Source organism: Actinoplanes sp. NPDC021490 (genome assembly GCF_055562135.1).
On the sequence record NZ_JBVHFW010000002.1, the window covers coordinates 90,205 to 107,542 of the forward strand.

Genomic DNA, 17,338 nt, shown 5'->3' on the forward strand with positions numbered 1-17,338 from the left:
CGCACCACGCTCTAATCGCGCGAGTAAGGCTCGCCCCGACCGGAACGCGCACACAGGTTCACGCCCCCGGTCAATCGCGCGACCAGGCGCACGCAACTGAACCGTCCGCGAACCGGTGCGCGCCACGCTCAAATCGCAAGCAGGAGCGCGCCACGCTCAAGAACGCGCGAGCAAGTGCTTGGCACGCTCAGAATGCGCTATCGGTCGCACGCCGCGCTCACAACGCAGGCGACCGCACGCCATGCGCACAACGCGCATAGGCAGGCGTGGGACCGAGGCGGGGACGCCGGCGGAGGTCAGCTTGGGGAGGCGGGGACGGGTTCGGGGGACGCGGTGAGGGGGACGCCGGCGAAGGGGACCGCTGATGTCGCCTGGACGCCCGTTCCCGCGGGGTGCTGCCAGACGCCGCGGCGGGCCAGTTCGGGTAGTACGCCCTCGCCGAACCAGTACGCCTCCTCGAGGTGGGGGTAGCCGGACAGGATGAACTCGTCGATGCCGAGGGCCGCGTACTCCTGGATGCGGTCGGCCACCTCCTGGTGGCTTCCGACCAGGGCCGTGCCGGCGCCGCCGCGGACCAGGCCCACGCCCGCCCACAGGTTGGGCGAGACGACGAGGCCGTCGCGGTTGCCGCCGTGCAGGTCGAGCATGCGGCGCTGGCCCTCGGACTCGCTGCGGTTCAGGCCCGCCTGCACGGCTGCGATCGCGTCCTCGGAGACGCCGCGCAGCAGCCGGTCGGCCTCGGCCCACGCCTGCTCGGCGGTGTCGCGGGTGATGACGTGCAAACGGATGCCGAAACGCATGTCCGGCTTGAGCGAACGGATCCAGTCGAGCTTCTGCGCGACCTGCGCCGGCGGCTCGCCCCACGTCAGGTAGACGTCGGCGTGGTCGGCGGCCACCACGCCGGCCGGCTTGGAGGAGCCGCCGAAGTAGATGGCCGGGGCCGGGTCGGGCACCTTGCTCAAACGCGCATCTTCGACGTGCAGATGCGCACCTTCGAACGTGACCGTCTCGCCGCGGAAGAGCGAACGCACAATGCCGAGGAACTCGCCCGTACGGGCATAACGCTCGTCCTTGCTCAGGAAGTCGCCGAACTGGCGCTGCTCGTGCGACTCCCCGCCGGTGACCACGTTGAGCAGCAGGCGGCCGCCGGAGAGCCGCTGGAACGTGGACGCCATCTGCGCGGCCAGCGTCGGGGAGAGCAGGCCGGGGCGGAAGGCGACCAGGAACTTCAGCCGCTCGGTGACCGAGGCGAGCATCGCGGTCGTCAGCCACGCGTCTTCGCACCAGGCGCCGGTCGGGGTGAGCGCGCCGACGAAACCGAGCTGTTCGGCGCTGCGCGCGATCTGGCCGAGATAGCCGACGGTCAAGGGGCGCACGCCGCCGGCCGCGCCGACCGGCACGCCGTGGCCGCCACCCACGATGTCGCGGCTGTCGCCGTTGGTGGGCAGAAACCAGTGAAAGTCCATGCTCGCACCCTACCCACATTTCCTATGAATTAGATAGGGTCTGCACCATGGATGAGCGTGCATACGACGAGCGGCGGCTCCGGCAGTGGCTGGCCGGCCGCGCCCGCGGTTTCGACCGTCGCGACCTGCTGAAACTGGCTGCCCTGGGAGCCGTTGCCCCGGCCCTGCCCGCGACGCCGAGCCTGCCCGGCACATCGGCCGGGTCCGCCACACCGGCCGGCGCGGGTGCGGGAACCGCAACCGCCCTGGCCGACTCCCCCATCGTCAAGCCCCTGCCTCCCGAGCTGTTCAAGACGTTCGGCACGAACGCGGAGACGCTCTGGTCGTCGCTCGCGGAGGTCGGCTATCACGTGCCGATCGATCGCTTCTTCGTGCGCAACCACACGAGCACCCCGATCATCGACCGCGCATCCTGGCGGCTGAACGTGTTCGGGGCGGGCCTGCGCGGCGGGCCGGTCGAGTTCTCGTTGCGCGACCTTGAGCGTTTGCCGTCGGTGAGCCGTTCGGTGACGATCGAATGCGCGGGAAACGGCCGGAGCTACTTCACCAGCCAGCAGGGCCAGACCGTCTCCGGTACGGCGTGGGGCCTGGGCGCGGTCGGCGTCGCGCGCTGGCGGGGCGTCCGGCTGTCGACCGTGCTGCGCCGGGCCGGGCTCTCCTCGCGCGCCGTCGATGTGCAGGCTTCGGGCCTCGACCCGAACTACGTGACCGGCGGCGTCGACCTCGGACCCGTGCGACGCCCCCTTCCCGTGCGCAAGGCCCTCGACGACGTCCTGCTGGCGTACGAGATGAACGGCTCGCCGCTGCCCGCCGACCACGGCCATCCCGTACGCCTGGTGGTCCCATCCTGGATCGGCATCTCGTCGATCAAGTGGGTCGGCAGCATCGAGGTCTCGGACGAGCCGCTGTTCTCGCCGTGGAACACGCAGTTCTACCGCTTCTTCGGCCCGGACTTCCCGGCCGAAGGGCAGCCGTTCGACCGCCAGTCCATCAAGAGCGCGTTCGAACTCGACCCCGGCGCGACGTTCTCGGCCGGCCGGCACACGCGTCTGACCGGCCGTTCGTGGTCGGCCGCGGGACGCATCAAACACGTCGAGGTGAGCACCGACGGCGGCGCGCGGTGGCGGCGGGCCCGCCCGGTCGGGCCCGCCCGGTCGGGCCGTCGATCGACAACGCCTGGCAGCGCTGGGAGATCGACTGGCGGCCGGCCGCGGGCGCGCACGTGTTGCAAGCTCGCGCAACCGACGTGCACGGAAACACGCAGCCCGACGTTGCGCGTTTCAACACTCTCGGCTATCTCTTCGACGCCGTCGTCAAGGTGCCTGTGACGGCCGTCTGAGCGCGTCGCGCGGGTCACGGATCCGGCGCGGGAGGCAGGCTTAGAACTCAACGTTTGAGCGGGACGGGCTGTCCTTGTTGCACCTCGAGGACGGCCCGATCGCCCAGCGGCTTGGACAAGGTGACCGTTGCGGTGCGCACATATCCGATCGCCAGGCATGCGTGCTCGGTTCCGGGTGGGACGCTGGGTGGCGGACCGTCGTAGCGTTGCTCCTGAACGAGAACGGCGACGGCGTGCCCGGATTCGACAGCCTCGGCGGTGTAGTCGGCGCCGCAGGGCTGGTCCGCCCCCGCGAAGGCGCCGGTGAAAGACACCGTGAGTCGTTTGCCGTCCGGACGAGCCGACTCGACCGCGGCGCCCTCCGGGATGGTGTCGGGGTCGCCGGCCGGCGGGTCAACCTGAGCCGGGGTGCCACCGTCGACCGCCGCCCGGAGAACGCGCACCTTCGTACGGGCAAGTATGTACTCCCAGGCCGGGACGGTGGCCTGTCCGCGCGTCGTCGTCACGTGCATCGTGCTCAAACGCGCACCCGTCACCGGATGGGGCGTGCAATTCGCGCATTCGCCGCCGGAAGCCATCCGGCGTAGCGCCTCCGCCGCCGGCAACAACGGCAGTTCGAGTCGCTCACCGTTCGGCCACACCGCTTCCCCGGTCTTGCGCGGCGCCGGGGGCAGCTTACCCGCGGCCGTGAACAATCCGGCCGAGATGACCTGCTTGAGGTGCTCGTTTCTGGTCTCGAGCGCGCCCACTACGTCGGATTCCGAGCGCCAGACGACGACGAAACCCGAATCGCCCATCGCCGCTTCGTAGTTGCCGAGCACCGCCCGGGCCCGCTCGCGCAGCCGCTGCAGGTTTTCCGCCTGATTCGGACGTTGCGGCTCGTCGTCCACCTCCTGCGCCACCGTCGAGGGGACCCCACAGCCCGAAAGCAACAGCCCCGCCGCCGCAACCGCCACCAGCAGCCGCCTCATATCCGCACTCTCCCCGTTTCGCCGGCTCCGCTTCGACGCGGCTGAAGCCTCGCACGTTCCCCGGCCGCCGAGGAGCCGCAGGGGAAGGCCCGGCAGAGGAAGGCCCGGCAGAGGAAGGCGCGGAATCAGACGCTCAGGAGCATGGCGTGGAATCAGACGCTCGGAGGTGCGGCCGTAGAACCCGCGCAGCGGACGCACGGAAGGTGCGGCACGTGGGAGCACTCGCAGCGGACGCTCAAGTCGGAACAGCGCTTCGCGGTGGACAGGTACGGCCGTAAGAGCGCCGAAACACACGCGCAGAAAGTGCGGCACGCAAGAGCGTTCGAAGCAGACGTTCACGTCGGAGACACGGCCGTAAGACAGCCCAAGCAAACGCGCAAGGTGCGACACCCAGGAACGCTCGAAACGGACGCTCACGTCGAAGGCACGGCCGTAAGACAGCCCGACCGCACCGCAAAGGTGCGGGCCGAAGAGCGCTCGAAGCGGACGCTCAAGAAGGCCCGCAGGTCTGCGGCCTGGGAAAGGCACGGGGACCGGGCGCGTGGAATCCGGCAGCGCAGGTTGGACACGCCGGCGGCCCCCTCGACCGATCAGGCTGGTCGAGGGGGCCGCCGAGCTAGTCAGGCGTTGACTCCAACCGGGACGTCGCCGCGCAGGGTGATTCGGTGCATGACTCGGCGTTCGGTTCCGTAGTCGCGGTTGGCGTAGTGGGCCGTGCTCCGGTTGTCCCACATGGCCACGTCGCCGGGGCGCCAGCGGTGGCGGACGATGTGTTCGGGCTTGGTCAAGTGGGCGTAGAGCAGGTCGAGGATGGCCCGGCTCTCGAACTCGGACACGCCGACGATGTGGGACGTGAAGCCGGGGTTGACGAAGATGCCCCGCCGGCCGGTTTCGGGGTGCACGCGGACGACCGGGTGCTCGATCGGTTCCAGCTTGGTCACGACCTCGCCGTCCCACTCGTTGCCCCGGCCGCCGCGGCGCTGCGCGAGGTAGTAGCCGAACTCGCGGTTGCCGTCGTGCACTGCGGTCAACGTCGAGACCAGGTCCCGTACGGGAGCCGAAAGCGAGTCATGAGCTAGTTCAGCATCGGTCCAGTTCGTGTCGCCACCGGTCGGCGGCAGGGTGACCGCGCGCAGGATCGAGCCCAGGGGTGGGCGGCGCATGAACGTCACGTCGGTGTGCCACACGTCGGCGAAACCGTTGTCGGTGCTGTCCAGGGCGTACACCTCGGGGTGTTCCGCGTCGACGCCGGCCACCACCGGATGCGAGGCGGTGAGCTCGCCGATCCGCCGGCCCAGCGAGATCTGCCCGTCGTCGTCGAGCGTCTGGTCGCGGAAGAACAGCACCTTGCGCTCCACCAGCGCGGCCCGGATGTCGGCCACGTCGGCGTCGGACACCTTGGTCAGGTCGATGCCGTGGACGATCGCGCCGAAGTGCGGGGACAACTCATCGAAGATCATGCGGGTACCTCCGTACGGGATCGGACCGCCGCGCCCACCTCGGCGCGCAGGGCGGCGAACTCGGGCAGGCCGCGCAGCTCGTCCGGGGCCAGCCCGGTGCGCGGCAGGTCGATCGGCAGGTCGAGGGCGATCCGGCCGGGCCGCGGGGTGAGCACGACGACCCGGCTGCCCAGGAACACCGCCTCGTCGACGCTGTGGGTGACGAACACGCACGTACGGCCGGTGTCGTGGCTGACCTTGCGCAGGTCCTCCTGCAGGCGTTCGCGGGTCAGCGCGTCCAGGGCAGCGAACGGCTCGTCCAGCAGCAGCAACGGATTGTCGACGGCCAGCGCCCGGGCGATCGACACCCGCTGCTGCTGCCCGCCGCTGATCTCCCACGTGCGCCGCCGGGCGACGTCGTGCAGGCCGACCCGTTCGAGCAGCAGGTCCACGTCGGCCGCCGAGGCGGGCTGGCCGGCGTAGCGCAGGGCCATCGCGATGTTGCCGCCCACGCTGCGCCACGGGAACAGGCGCGGCTGCTGGAAGACCAGTCCGGCGCCGCGCCCGGGCACGGGCGGCTCACCCGACGTGCGTACGGTGCCGAAGGTGGGCTCCTCGAAACCCGCGATCAGGCGCAGCAGCGTACTTTTGCCGCAGCCGGACGCCCCGACCAGGACGAGGAATTCGCCCTCGGGCACCGTCAGCTCGACCGGGCCGACCGCGGTGACGTCGCCGTAGCGGTGCTCGACGTCGTGCAACCGGATGGCGTCAGCCGAGGACACCGGGCAGCCCCTCGACGTAGATGGCCTTCTGCACGTCGGCCAGGGCGGGCACCGCGTCGATCTTCTGCTGGCCCTTGAGGAACTCGGCCGCGCTGACCAGGTTGCCGGCCAGCTGCCCGACCTTGTCCGGCGTGCCCAGCCACTCGTCGGAGGCCAGATCGGCCGGCTTGAGGAAGACGCCCTGCGACAGCTGGTCCTGCGCGTCGGCCGGGCTGAGGTTGAGCTCGGCGCCGATCGACTTCGCCGCGGCGGCCGGGTCGGCGGCGATCAGGTCGAGAGCCTGCGCCTCCACCTTGCGCCACGCGTCCACCGCCTCCGGGTGCGCCTCGACGAACGCCGTCGACACGACACCCAGGTCGAGGGTCGGCTTGCCTGCCGTCGCCAGCTCGCGGCTGGAGATCAGCACCTTCCCGCTCTTCTTGATCTCGGCCAGCGACGGCAGCCACGTGTACGCCGCGTCGAGGTCCCCGCGCGTCCAGGCGGCCTGGATGTCCTGCGGCTCCAGGTCGACGATGTTGACGTCCTTCTCGGCCAGGCCGGCCCGGTCGAGCGCGGCCAGCAGGCTGTAGTGCGCGGTCGACGCAAACGGCGTGCCCACCTTCTTACCCTTGAGCGAGGCCACATCGGTCACGCCGCTGCCGTTGCGAGCCACCAGCGCTTCGTTGTCGCCCGCCACATCAAGGACGAAGGCGACCTTGTACGGGATGTTCAGCGGCGCCGACAGGCCGCGCGCGACCGGGCTGGACCCGATGGCGGCGATGTCGATGCTCTTGGCCACGAACGCGGTGTTGATGCTGGCCCCGGAGTCGAACTTGGTCCAGGTGATCTGGTAGTCCGGCAGGGCCTTCTCGAGCAGCGCCTGGTTCTTGACGACCAGGTCGCCGCTGGGGAACGCCTGGTAGGCGATGCGGATCGTTTTCTTGTCGGCGTCCCCGCCCCCGCTTGCGGCGCCGTTGCCGCAGCCGGCGAGCAGGAGGACGGCAACGCCGGCGGCCAGAAGTCGCTTCATGTCGGAACCCTTTTTCTATGCACGGCCCCGCCACGGGATCAGCCTGTTTTCGGCCGTCCGCAGCAGGGCGTCGATGAGCAGGCCGGAAAGGCCGATGGCGAACAGCCCGAGCACGACGACGTCGGTCTGCGAATAGCGCTGCGCGTCGCGGACCATGCCGCCGATGCCGGGGACGCCGTTGATGGTTTCGGCGGCGACGACCGAGCTGTACGCCATGCCGACCGCGAGCCGCACACCGGTGAAGATCTCGGGCAGCGCGTTCGGCAGAGTCACATCCCGTACGACCGCCCAGCGGCCCGCTCCGAGTGCGCGGGCCGCCTCGACCAGGCCTGTGGGCGCGCCCTGCACGGCGGCCGCGGTGGCCACGGCGACCGGGGGCAGCGCGGCGATCGAAAGCAGCCACAGCTTGGGGGTCTCGTCGATGCCGAACCAGATGATGAACAGGCTGAAATAGGCGAGCGGCGGGAGCGCCCGTACGAACGTGACGACCGGCTCGGTGACGACCCGCAGCCACGGGACCACGCCCATCAGCACGCCGATCACCAGGCCGCCGGCGACACCGATCACCGAGCCGATGAGGATGCGCCGCAGCGAGATGCCGAGGTGCTCGATCAGCAGGTGACCGCTGTAACCTCGTACGCCGTCATGGGTGGTGGAGGTCTGGATCAGCTGATGCCAGACCGCGCCCGGGGACGGGATGAACGTGGGGTTCTGAGTCGTGCGGGCGGCCAGCTCCCACAGTCCGTAGAGGACGACGAGGGCCACCAGCCGCAGCACGAACCGGCGCCGGCGTCCGCCCTGGGGCGCCAGCGGGGAACGCCGCTCGACGGCCGGCGGGGCAGGCGGCGCGGACAACGAGATGGTCACGCGTCATTTCCTACCTGCCCTATCGGTTTAAGGCAAGCGGGCGTCCCGGCTGCTGGACTCTTCCTCAGCCGACTCGCAGCACGGTTACCGTGTCATCGCCCCCGTTCGAGACGTACGCGAACCGGCCGTCGGGGGCCACCGCCATCGTGCGCGGGCTCCGGCCGACCGGGACCGTCGCGGTGATCCGGCCCGTGCCGGGATCGACCACCGACACCGAATCGCTGCCCTCGTTGACGGCGTACGCATGGGCTGAATCGGTCGCGAACGCCGCAGCCTGCGGTTTGCGGCCGACCCGGAACGGGCCCCGGCGTTCCAGCGTCTTGGTGTCGATCAGGTCGACGGCGCCGGCCTGGAAGCAGGCGACCACCACCGTACGGCCGTCGGGTGACACGGCCAGGCTGTGCGGGGCGGCGCTGACCGGAATCGAGCGCAGGCGACGGTCGGTGCGCGTGTCGATGACCGAGACCGTGCTCGACTCGTGGTCGGGGGTGAAGGCCCGCTGCCCCTGCTGGTCGAACGAGACGGCGTGCGGGTTCTCCGGCACGAAGACACGGCCGGTGAGCTTGTCGGCCTGGTAGATCTCGACGTTGCGGCCGCCGTGAATGGGCACCCACAGCCTGCCGTCCGGGGCCACGGCCAGCGCGTACGGCTGAACTCCGGTCTTGAGGTTCTGCCGGACGGTGAGCGTTCCCGCGTCGATTACCGCCACGCCGCTGCCGCTGAGGTCGTCCTCGTACATGGAGACGAAGACGCGCTCGCCGTCCTGCGACACGGTGACGAATCGCGGGGTGTTGCGCAGCGTGACGTTCCGGACCTGGCCGGTGGGGAGGTCGGCTACGGAGAGGATGCGGGAGCTCTGGTTGGCCACGTAGAGCGTGCGACTGTCGGGCGACACCGCTACGCCCTCGGGTTCGTCGCCCACCTTGATCGTCCCAATTACGGCCGGCTTGTCGAGGCTGGGCCGTTTCGCTTCGCCGCTCCCCTTGTCCTGGCCCTGCTCGGCAGCGCCTGGCTGTTGCTGGTCGCCGGCCTGCTCCTGCTGAGCCGGCGGCGCCTGCTCGCCTTGCTGGGCGGGTGGCACCTGCTCGCCTTGCTGGGCCGGTGGTGCTTGTTCGCCCTGCTGGGCGGGTGGTGCTTGTTCGCCCTGCTGGGTTACGGCAGCGGCAAGTCCGGTGCCGGCCAGGAGGACCAGGGCGGTCGCTCCGGCGATGATCAGGCCCTTGGTGCGCCTCCGGGACTTCTCCGGAGCGCCGGGCTGTGGCGGGAAGACGGGTCCGCGACTGACGGTGACACCGGCCAGCGGCTTGAACCGGAGCGGCTGGCGACCTTGCGGGCTGCTTTCGTCGGGCTGTGGCGGTTCGCCTTCTGTCGGGTCGGTCTCGAGTGGCCAGGTCTCGAACGGCTCGGTGCGGTGCGTTTCGAACGGCCAGGCTTCGAGCGGATCGGCATCTCGAGGCCCGGTGTCCGGCTGCCCGGCACGCAGTGGCTCCTGCAGGTCGAACGGCCAGGTCTCAAGGGGGTCATCTTCTTGCGGTGCGGCGTCCGTATGTCCGGCACGGAGTGGCTCGCTTGCATCCAGCGCAGGGGTCTCTGGTTTTACAGCCTGCGGCTCGGTGCCTGCTGCCTCCGTTGTGGGCGGCTCGGGTTCCCGCGGCTCGAACTCGGGTGGCCAGGGGCCGAGCGGTCCGGTTTCGAGCGGCTCGGTTCCGATCGGCTCGGGAGTGAGCAGCGCAGCCGCGAACTGCTCGGAACCGATCGGCTCCGGCGTGACCAGCCCGGGTGTAAGTGGCTCGGAACCGATCGGCTCCGGCGTGACCAGCCCGGGTGTAAGTGGCTCGGAACCGATCGGATCGGGCCTGACCAGCCCAAGTGGCGCGGTTCCGATCGGCGCAGTTCCGACCGGCTCGGTCCCGATCGGCTCGGTTTCGATCGGCTCGGTTTCGATTGGCTCGGTCCCGATCGGCTCGGTTTCGATTGGCTCAGGGGTGAGCGGCCCAGGACTGAACTGCCCACGGCTGAGCGGCGCGGGGGTAAGTTGCTCGGATCCGATGTGGCCGGTCACCGGCAGGTCGGCCGCGCCCGCCGGGCCGTCGAGCGAGATCATGCCGGTCAGCGCGCGGTCGCCGGGCTGCCACTGCACCTGCAGCTGGCCGCCGGCGATGCGGGCGCGCAGACCCGAGCCGGTCACCTTGATCTTGGAGGCCAGGGCCATCGGCGATCCCTGGATGCCGACCACGGCCGAGAGGCGCGGCGTACCGGGCGAGACGGGTCCGAAGTCGATCCTCGGCGGGACCAGGGAGATCGAGGTCTCGGCCAGGGCCTGCCCGGCGGCCGCGGACACTTCGGGGCTGTCGTCGGTGATCATGCGTACGAGGGAAGCTCTCGCCGCCACCGCAGTGTCCCGGTCCTCGCTCTGGGCCTGGTCACGTAGCTCCTCGACCGCCGCGAGTCGTTCCGGCAGGCTTGCTGAAGTCATCTGGTCACCGCCCCGTCTGGAAGTGGACGGCCGACCTGATCAGTCGGCCGGGTGTGGCCGAAGCTGGAGAACCGGGGCAACGTGCCCCGGGGGCAGCGCGGGATAGGCCGCTTGTGCGCCGAGTTCGCGACGCAGCCGCCGGGCCGTCCGCCGCCATTGGAGATCGTCGTCGTCCGGACCTTCGATGAAGGTCTCGGTCGGCAGCGCGGCGAGCGCTGCCAGCAACCGCCCGTCATCCCACATACCGTGAGATACGGACGTCCGGTCCACCGGGTTCAACACAACCGCACATCGATGCTCATCGCCCCTGATCGGTCCGGTCCTGGCCTTGTTCAAACGGCGCCCGGCTCCGGTCGGTTCACGATTTTTGTCAGAGGGTCGGTCTAACGTCTTCCTCGCACCTGTTGAAGGAGGATCCCCATGACCACTCTTCAAGACCGCCCCGGCACGGCCTTGCTGGTTGTCGACGTGCAGAGCGGCGTGGTCGCCGCCGGCCACGACCGCGACACCGTGATCGCCAACATCGCCTCACTGGCCGCCCGCGCCCACGAGGAGGACATTCCGGTCATCTGGGTGCAGCAGACCGACGACAGGCTGGTCCGAGGCACCGAAAATTGGCAGCTCGAGCCGTCCTTACCGGTCGCGCCAGGCGACGCGGTGATCGAAAAACAGTACGGCGACTCGTTCGAAGACACGCGGCTCGAATCCGTGCTGGCCGACCGAGCAGTGGGCCGCCTGATCGTCACCGGAGCCCAGACCGACGCCTGCATCCGCTCCACCTTGCACGGCGCCTTCATCCGCGGCTACGACACCCTCCTCGTGAGCGACGCCCACACCACCGAAGACCTGACCTCCTACGGCGCTCCCCCGCCGGCCCAGGTGATCGCCCACACCAACCTCTACTGGACCTACCAGACAGCCCCCGGGCGCACAGCCGGCACGGCCACCACCAAGGAGGTCGCCTTCACCCCCTGATCCGTCCCCCCTCGCCCCCGCCCACGGCACCGTCCCGTCCGTAGCGGCTCCGTCGGCGCGCCCCGTTGCGGGCAGACGCAGCGGGCCACCGGCGGCTCGCTGGTCGGGGCAGCGCTGTCCGCCGTCCGGCGAGAGCGTGCTGCCTGCCTCGGGCCGTCATCGCCTTGGCGTACGTCGGAGCGGCAGCGCCATGGCGCACGTCGGCCGATAGCGCGGAGGCATGGTGGTCGAGAGGCGGAGCCGGCGTGTGCCCATCGATTCCACGTCGAGGCGGCCCGGCACCTTGCGAAACCCAACCCGGCGAACGTCGCCCGCGACCTCCAGTCTCTGCCCGCCCGGCCGTGATCACACGATGCGCACGTCGGACCTTCAGCCCCCTGCCCACGTCGGGCCGGCGACGCTCTGCGCACATCGGGCTTCAGCCCCGGCGGGCGTCCTGACCCCCTCCACGCGCAAGCAGAGCCGGTTGGCAACCGACCCGTCTCTCCGAAGGCCTGCTGCCCGCGGCGCGCAGCCGGCGGCACGTTGCGGCGGGCAGCCGGCGGCACTGGTCAGCGGAACGTTATTGCCTAGTTTGCCTATAGGGGACGTTGACTTGCGTCGACTGGTGTTTCAGAGTGGCGGGAGGGGTGGTCGGCGGGAGTTGGTCGCAGGGAGGGTGCTCCATGGCGCGTGGGTCGGGGCTTGTGCAGCTGGCTGGGCCTGTTGATGTGGCTACCTACGGCACTTACGACGTTGAGCCTGTGGTGGGGTTCCGCGGGCGGATCACGCGGGACGGGGAGTTCACCGCTCGGCCGTTTCGGTATCACGTGTATGGCGGGTGGTTTTGCCCGTGGTCGCATCGGGTGGCTATCACGCGGGAGCTGGCGGGGCTGCACGACATCGTGACCATGTCTTATGTCGATGGGGCGCGGGACGGGCGGGGATGGGCGTTCCGGGAGCGTTATGGGCCGGATCCCGTCAACGGGTTCACGCTGCTGCGGCAGGCCTATGAGGCTACGGTCGAGGGCTTTCGGGGGCATGTGGCCGTCCCTACGTTGTGGGATCGGTTCGGCTCGCGGGTGGTCAGCAACGATGCGACCGGGATCGGGATTGATTTGGCGACCGGGTTTCGGCATCTGGCCGATGAGGGGGCGGTGGACACTTATCCGGTGCACCTGCGGCAGCAGATCGACGAACTGGATCGGTGGCTGCGGCCGGCGGTCAACGAGGCGGCGGTTGTGGGGCCGGGCGCCGCGCGTACGGGGCTGCTCGATGCTTTTGAACTGCTCGACGGGCGGCTGTCACGCCGGGACTATCTGGTCGGCGACGTGCTCACCGAGGCGGACGTTCGGTTGTGGGTGACGCTCGTGCGCTATGACGTGGGGCCCAACGCGTTGCGCACGATCAATCCTGGGCTGCACGTGTATCCGCATCTGTGGCGTTACGCCCGCGCGCTTTATCGGTTGCCCGCGTTCCGCAAGACGACCGATTTCGCGGCCTTTGCCAGGCCGGGCGCCATCCTGCCCCAGTGGGACTGACGCCGCTGCAGGCCGGACGCTCGGGCCGGACGGACGCTGGGGCAGCAGTGATGCGACGGCAGGGCTGACACTGGGGGGATGACTGCCATTTCGTTGATGCTTGCCGTGCCCGACGCGGCCGAGGCGTCCTCCTGGTATCAGCGCGCGCTCGGGGCCTCCGAACTGTGGAATCTGGGTTCGGTCATCGGGCTCGAACTCGACGGCGCGCCCTTCTTTGTGGCCGAGCCGGCCAACAACCGGTGGGACACGCCGCATCGGACCGGCACGACGACCGTGCGGGTGGAGATTTTCACCGGGGACCCGGACGCTCTCGTGGCGCGGGCCACGGCTGCGGGTGCGGAGAATCACGATCCGGTGCGGGATCACGAGATGCCTTGGAGTCCGCATCGGCAGGGTGGCTTCTTCGACCCGTACGGGCATCTGTGGCTTGTCGGTGACCACTCGCCGCTGCGGAAACGGGCTGAAGCGCCGGGGCGGGCGGAGGCATGACCAGGATGGGGAATTTGCCGCCGGTGGTGTCGCGCGAGGATTGGATGACGGCCCGGCGCGAGCTGCTGGCCCAGGAGAAGGAGCTGACGCGGGCCCGCACCCGGCTCAACGCTCAGCGCCGCCGGCTGCCGATGGTCAAGGTCGATAAGGCGTACGCGTTCGAAGGGCCGGACGGGCGGGTCGGGCTGGCCGAGCTGTTTGACGGGCGGGACCAGCTGGTGATGCACCATTTCATGTTCGCGCCGGGCTGGGAGGAGGCCTGTTCCAGTTGTTCGTCGGCGGCGGATCAGATCGGGCGGCTGCGGCAGTTGCACGTGCGCAACACCTCGCTCGTGGCGGTCTCGCGGGCCCCGTACGGGAAGATTGCCGCTTATCAACGGCGCCTGGGGTGGACGTTTCCGTGGCTGTCGTCGTACGGGAGCGATTTCAACTACGACTTCCACGCGACGCTGGACAACACCGTCGCGCCCGTGATGCTGCATTTCCGCACGGAGGACGAGCTGGCCGGGGCGGGCACGCCGTGGACCGGCGGGCCGTGGCTGGAGAGCATGAACGGCGAGGAGGTGCCGGGGATCAGCGCGTTCCTGCGGGTGGGCGGCGACGTCTTTCACACGTATTCGACGTTCGGGCGGGGCATCGAGGACTTTCACAACGGCTACCCGTGGCTCGACCTGACCGTGCTGGGGCGGCAAGAGGAGTGGGAGGAGCCGCAAGGTCGCGCGGAGCCGCTCGGGTTGCAGGTCGGCGGTCCGAACTTGCGCGTACCGGATAGGTATTAGCCGGTCGCGGACAGCGTCGTGTGAAGTCGATGACACTGGCTCAGTTCGTCGCCACCGCAGCCCGATGACCGGTCGTGAGGCACGGACGGTTGTGGATCTGGTGGCTCGTGGCCGGAGTGGCCGCGATCACCGGTCATTACGTGCTGCCCTTCGGCGGCACCTCCGCGAACCTCGTCTATGACGCCATCGGCGCCACGACGGTGGTGGCGATCCTGCTCGGTCTGCGCCTGCACCGGCCCGAGCGGCCGGCGATGTGGCGGTGGTTCGCGGCCGGGCAGGCGTCGTTCGTGCTCGGCGACCTGACCTGGGCGATCTACGAGAACGTCCTGGACCTGTCGCCCTACCCGTCCTTGGCCGACGCGTTCTATCTGGCCTCGTACCCGATGTTTGTGGTGGGTCTGCTGCTGCTGGTGCGACAGCGCCGCAGCACCATGGGCGACCTGATCGACGCGGCCATCGTCGCGACCGGCCTGGCCCTGGTCTTCTGGATCTTCGTGTTGTATCCGGTGGCCGCCGATGCCGGTCAGACGCTGGTCGAACACGTCGTAACGATCGCCTACCCGGTCGCCGACGTGCTGTTGCTGACCCTGCTCGCGCGCTTGTTCACCAGTGGCGGCTCGCGCAGTTTGAGTGTTCATCTGCTCGTGCTCGGCACGACGCTGATGCTCGTCGCGGACACCGCCTTCTCGCTGATCCCCCTCTACTCCGACGCAAGTACGCATCCGACCGATCCGATCTTCCTGCTCGGGTACGTGATGTGGGGTGTCGCCGCGTTGCACCCGTCGATGGCGGCGCCCCCCGCGACCGGCCGCGTGTCGGCCCGGGTCGGCCGGGGCCGGCTGCTGCTGTTCGGCGTCTGTTCGCTGCTCGCGCCCGCGCTGCTGCTCGTTCCGCACATCGGCGCCGACCCGGTCGGCCGTTTCTCGGTGGCGGTCGGCGCGGCCGCGCTGATCGTGCTGGTCATCGCCCGGATGTCCGGTTTTGTGTTCGAGGTGCGCCGCCAGTCGGCCGAGCTGACGCGGGCCGCGATGTTTGACGCGCTCACCGGGCTGGCCAGCCGCCGCCGGTTCGAGCTGGCGCTGAGCGATGCGCTCGGCGCCGGACGTCCGCAGATGCTGCTGCTCGGCCTGAACGGCTTCAAGAACGTCAACGACGAGCTCGGCCGGCCGATCGGCGACCGGGTGCTGTCGTCGATGGCCGGGCGGGTACGCGCGGTCGCTCCGGAGTCGTCGGTGGTCGCGCGGATCGGCGGCGACGAGTTCGCCGTGCTGCTCACCTCCGCCAGCGCGGACGAGGCCCGGACGCTCGCCTCGTTGCTGACGTCGTCGCTGAGCGCCCCGGTGGTCGTCACCGGTCACGAGTTGTACGTGGGGGTGGCGATCGGCCTGGCCGGCGGCGCCGGACTCACCCCGATCGAGATGATGCGGCAGGCCGAGTCGGCCATGTACGCGGCCAAGCAGACCGGTGAGCCCGTACGCCGGTGGACGCCCGCGCTGGACGAACGCGCGGGTGAGGTCGTGAGCCTGGGCGCGGAGATCCGGACCGCGCTCGACAATCACCAGTTCCGGGTGGTCTACCAGCCGATCGTCGAACTGCCGTCGGGCCGGGTCGCCGCCGTCGAGTCGCTGGTGCGCTGGGAGCACCCGGTGCGCGGCATGGTCAGCCCGGCGGCGTTCATCCCGGTCGCCGAACGCAACGGCCTGATCGTCGAGCTGGGCGAGTGGATTCTACGGACCGCCTGTCACCGGCTGGCCGAGTGGCGCGCGACGCTCGGCGACGCCGCACCCGGCCGGGTGAGCGTGAACGTGTCGGCGCGTCAGCTGGCCCGCCCGCACTTCGCCGCGACGGTGGCCGCGGCGCTGGCCGACAGCGGGCTGCCCGCGTCGTGCCTGGCCGTCGAGGTGACCGAGACGGCGGTGTTCGAGGGCGGTCAGGCCGTCATCGCGCTGCACGAGTTGCGCGCGCTCGGCGTGCGGATCGCGCTCGACGACTTCGGGACTGGGCATTCGTCGCTCGGTCTGCTGCAGACCGTACCGGTGGACATCCTCAAGGTGGACAAGTCGTTTGTCGACAACGTGACCGAGGCGGGCCGCCACACCGTGATCGCCGAGGCGCTGCTGCAGGTCAGCTCGGGTCTGGGCCTGTCGGCGGTGGCCGAGGGGGTGGAGACGGCGGCGCAGGCCGAGGCGTTGCACCGGCTCGGGTACCGCTACCTTCAGGGCTACCATTACGGCCGGCCGGTCGCGGATCCCGACTTCGCGCTGTCCGCCGCGATCGCCGCGGAAGGTGAAACCGTCGTCGCCTGATCAAGCGACGGGGTGAATCACCGCGGTTGACACGTTTGATCGCCGTTGACCAGGGTAATGCGGCGGTCCCCTTTTCGGAGCAGAGCGACGGAGTGAGCATGTCGTTGGAGTACCGGCTCGAACGCCACGGCGACCGGATGACAGTGGCGCCCGAGGGCGACATCAGCCTCGAGACCGTCGACGTGCTGCGCGACGTGCTGCGGAGCATTGTGGACGGGGCCGAGGTGGCCCACATCGACGTCGACATGCGGTCGGTGGCCTTCCTCGACTCGAGCGGCATCGGTGTGCTCGTCGCCGCGCGCAAGGCGGCCGCGGCCCGGGGCGCCACGCTGACCCTGCACGAGCCGACCCCGATGGTGCGCATGGTGCTGCAGGTCGCGCATCTCGACGGCATCCTGCTGGCGGACAGCTCGATGAGCTCGGACAGCTCGGCGGGTTAGAGCCTCAGCAGCATCGTGTCGGAATTGCCGTTGCGGCCGGCCACCTCGAAGCCGGCGCGCTCGTAGAGGTGGCGGGCGGCGTTGCCGTCCTCCACGCTCAGGCTCAGACCCGGCAGGCCGCGCTTGCGGGCCAGCGCGATCAGCGACGACAGCAGCGCCGTGGCGATCCCCTGGCCGCGCGCGCCGGGCAGCACCCCGGCGGTGAGCTCGGGGATGCCGGGCGCCACGAAGCCGTAGCCGGCCCGGTCGGCCGGCAGCGCCCGGCCCCAGACCGCGCCCACGTCGCACCCGTCGACGGCCGCCACCACGCCCAGGTCGCCGGGCGCCGGGAAACCGGCCACATAGCGCTGGGCCATCTGGTCGGAGCGCACCCACTCGAGGGTGAAGCGCGGCTCCGACCAGTTGTACGCCTCCAGCACGATCCGCTCCAGAAAGGACCGGTCCCCCGCGTTCGCTTCCCTGATCAGCACCCCGCCGAGG

General features: G+C 70.1%; 16 protein-coding genes. 7 read left to right on the plus strand and 9 right to left on the minus strand.

Annotated elements, in window-relative coordinates; genetic code table 11:
• Positions 1 to 296: 296 nt before the first annotated feature.
• Complete coding sequence (locus ACZ3I4_RS04960; protein WP_465380539.1) at positions 297 to 1,466, minus strand: LLM class flavin-dependent oxidoreductase; 1,170 nt, start codon at positions 1,464 to 1,466, stop codon at positions 297 to 299.
• A gap of 47 nt (positions 1,467 to 1,513) precedes the next feature.
• On the opposite strand from ACZ3I4_RS04960, the gene ACZ3I4_RS04965 reads away from it, so the two are divergent.
• A complete protein-coding gene (locus tag ACZ3I4_RS04965; protein ID WP_465380540.1) occupies positions 1,514 to 2,794 on the plus strand; it encodes a molybdopterin-dependent oxidoreductase in 1,281 nt (426 codons plus the stop codon).
• Positions 2,795 to 2,852: 58 nt separating this feature from the next.
• Here ACZ3I4_RS04965 and ACZ3I4_RS04970 read toward each other — a convergent pair whose 3' ends face one another.
• The 7 genes from ACZ3I4_RS04970 to ACZ3I4_RS05000 all read right to left on the minus strand — a co-directional run bounded on the left by ACZ3I4_RS04970 (position 2,853) and on the right by ACZ3I4_RS05000 (position 10,574).
• The gene (locus ACZ3I4_RS04970; protein ID WP_465380541.1) at positions 2,853 to 3,974 is read right to left on the minus strand and encodes a hypothetical protein; all 1,122 of its coding nucleotides are present in this window, start codon (positions 3,972 to 3,974) and stop codon (positions 2,853 to 2,855) included.
• 422 nt (positions 3,975 to 4,396) lie between these two features.
• Positions 4,397 to 5,236, minus strand: a complete 840-nt coding sequence (locus ACZ3I4_RS04975; RefSeq protein WP_465380542.1) for a TauD/TfdA dioxygenase family protein — start codon at positions 5,234 to 5,236, stop codon at positions 4,397 to 4,399.
• On the minus strand, positions 5,233 to 5,997 hold the full coding sequence (locus ACZ3I4_RS04980; protein WP_465380543.1) for an ABC transporter ATP-binding protein: 765 nt from the start codon (positions 5,995 to 5,997) through the stop codon (positions 5,233 to 5,235). Before ACZ3I4_RS04980 ends, ACZ3I4_RS04975 begins: the two co-directional genes overlap by 4 nt.
• A complete protein-coding gene (locus ACZ3I4_RS04985) occupies positions 5,984 to 7,006 on the minus strand; it encodes a taurine ABC transporter substrate-binding protein (RefSeq protein ID WP_465380544.1) in 1,023 nt (340 codons plus the stop codon). Before ACZ3I4_RS04985 ends, ACZ3I4_RS04980 begins: the two co-directional genes overlap by 14 nt.
• A 15-nt stretch (positions 7,007 to 7,021) precedes the next feature.
• Complete coding sequence (locus tag ACZ3I4_RS04990) at positions 7,022 to 7,873, minus strand: ABC transporter permease (RefSeq protein WP_465380545.1); 852 nt, start codon at positions 7,871 to 7,873, stop codon at positions 7,022 to 7,024.
• 64 nt (positions 7,874 to 7,937) lie between these two features.
• On the minus strand, positions 7,938 to 10,349 hold the full coding sequence (locus ACZ3I4_RS04995; protein WP_465380546.1) for a YncE family protein: 2,412 nt from the start codon (positions 10,347 to 10,349) through the stop codon (positions 7,938 to 7,940).
• 39 nt (positions 10,350 to 10,388) lie between these two features.
• Complete coding sequence (locus ACZ3I4_RS05000; protein WP_465380547.1) at positions 10,389 to 10,574, minus strand: hypothetical protein; 186 nt, start codon at positions 10,572 to 10,574, stop codon at positions 10,389 to 10,391.
• 195 nt (positions 10,575 to 10,769) lie between these two features.
• Here ACZ3I4_RS05000 and ACZ3I4_RS05005 point away from each other — a divergent pair, with 195 nt between their 5' ends.
• The 6 genes from ACZ3I4_RS05005 (at position 10,770) to ACZ3I4_RS05030 (ending at position 16,858) form a co-directional block, all read left to right on the plus strand.
• A complete protein-coding gene (locus ACZ3I4_RS05005) occupies positions 10,770 to 11,324 on the plus strand; it encodes an isochorismatase family protein (protein WP_465380548.1) in 555 nt (184 codons plus the stop codon).
• 665 nt (positions 11,325 to 11,989) lie between these two features.
• Complete coding sequence (locus tag ACZ3I4_RS05010) at positions 11,990 to 12,844, plus strand: glutathione S-transferase C-terminal domain-containing protein (RefSeq protein WP_465380549.1); 855 nt, start codon at positions 11,990 to 11,992, stop codon at positions 12,842 to 12,844.
• A gap of 78 nt (positions 12,845 to 12,922) precedes the next feature.
• Complete coding sequence (locus ACZ3I4_RS05015) at positions 12,923 to 13,333, plus strand: VOC family protein (RefSeq protein ID WP_465380550.1); 411 nt, start codon at positions 12,923 to 12,925, stop codon at positions 13,331 to 13,333.
• Positions 13,330 to 14,112, plus strand: a complete 783-nt coding sequence (locus ACZ3I4_RS05020; protein WP_465380551.1) for a DUF899 domain-containing protein — start codon at positions 13,330 to 13,332, stop codon at positions 14,110 to 14,112. The genes ACZ3I4_RS05015 and ACZ3I4_RS05020 overlap by 4 nt, the downstream gene beginning before the upstream one ends.
• A gap of 74 nt (positions 14,113 to 14,186) precedes the next feature.
• Complete coding sequence (locus ACZ3I4_RS05025; protein ID WP_465380552.1) at positions 14,187 to 16,418, plus strand: putative bifunctional diguanylate cyclase/phosphodiesterase; 2,232 nt, start codon at positions 14,187 to 14,189, stop codon at positions 16,416 to 16,418.
• Between the two features lie 98 nt (positions 16,419 to 16,516).
• Positions 16,517 to 16,858 carry an STAS domain-containing protein gene (locus tag ACZ3I4_RS05030; protein WP_465380553.1) on the plus strand — a complete coding sequence of 114 codons (342 nt, stop codon included), beginning with the start codon at positions 16,517 to 16,519 and terminating at the stop codon, positions 16,856 to 16,858.
• Here ACZ3I4_RS05030 and ACZ3I4_RS05035 read toward each other — a convergent pair.
• On the minus strand, positions 16,855 to 17,328 hold the full coding sequence (locus ACZ3I4_RS05035; RefSeq protein WP_465380554.1) for a GNAT family N-acetyltransferase: 474 nt from the start codon (positions 17,326 to 17,328) through the stop codon (positions 16,855 to 16,857). The two genes, ACZ3I4_RS05030 and ACZ3I4_RS05035, sit on opposite strands and share 4 nt — an antisense overlap.
• Positions 17,329 to 17,338: the final 10 nt, after the last annotated feature.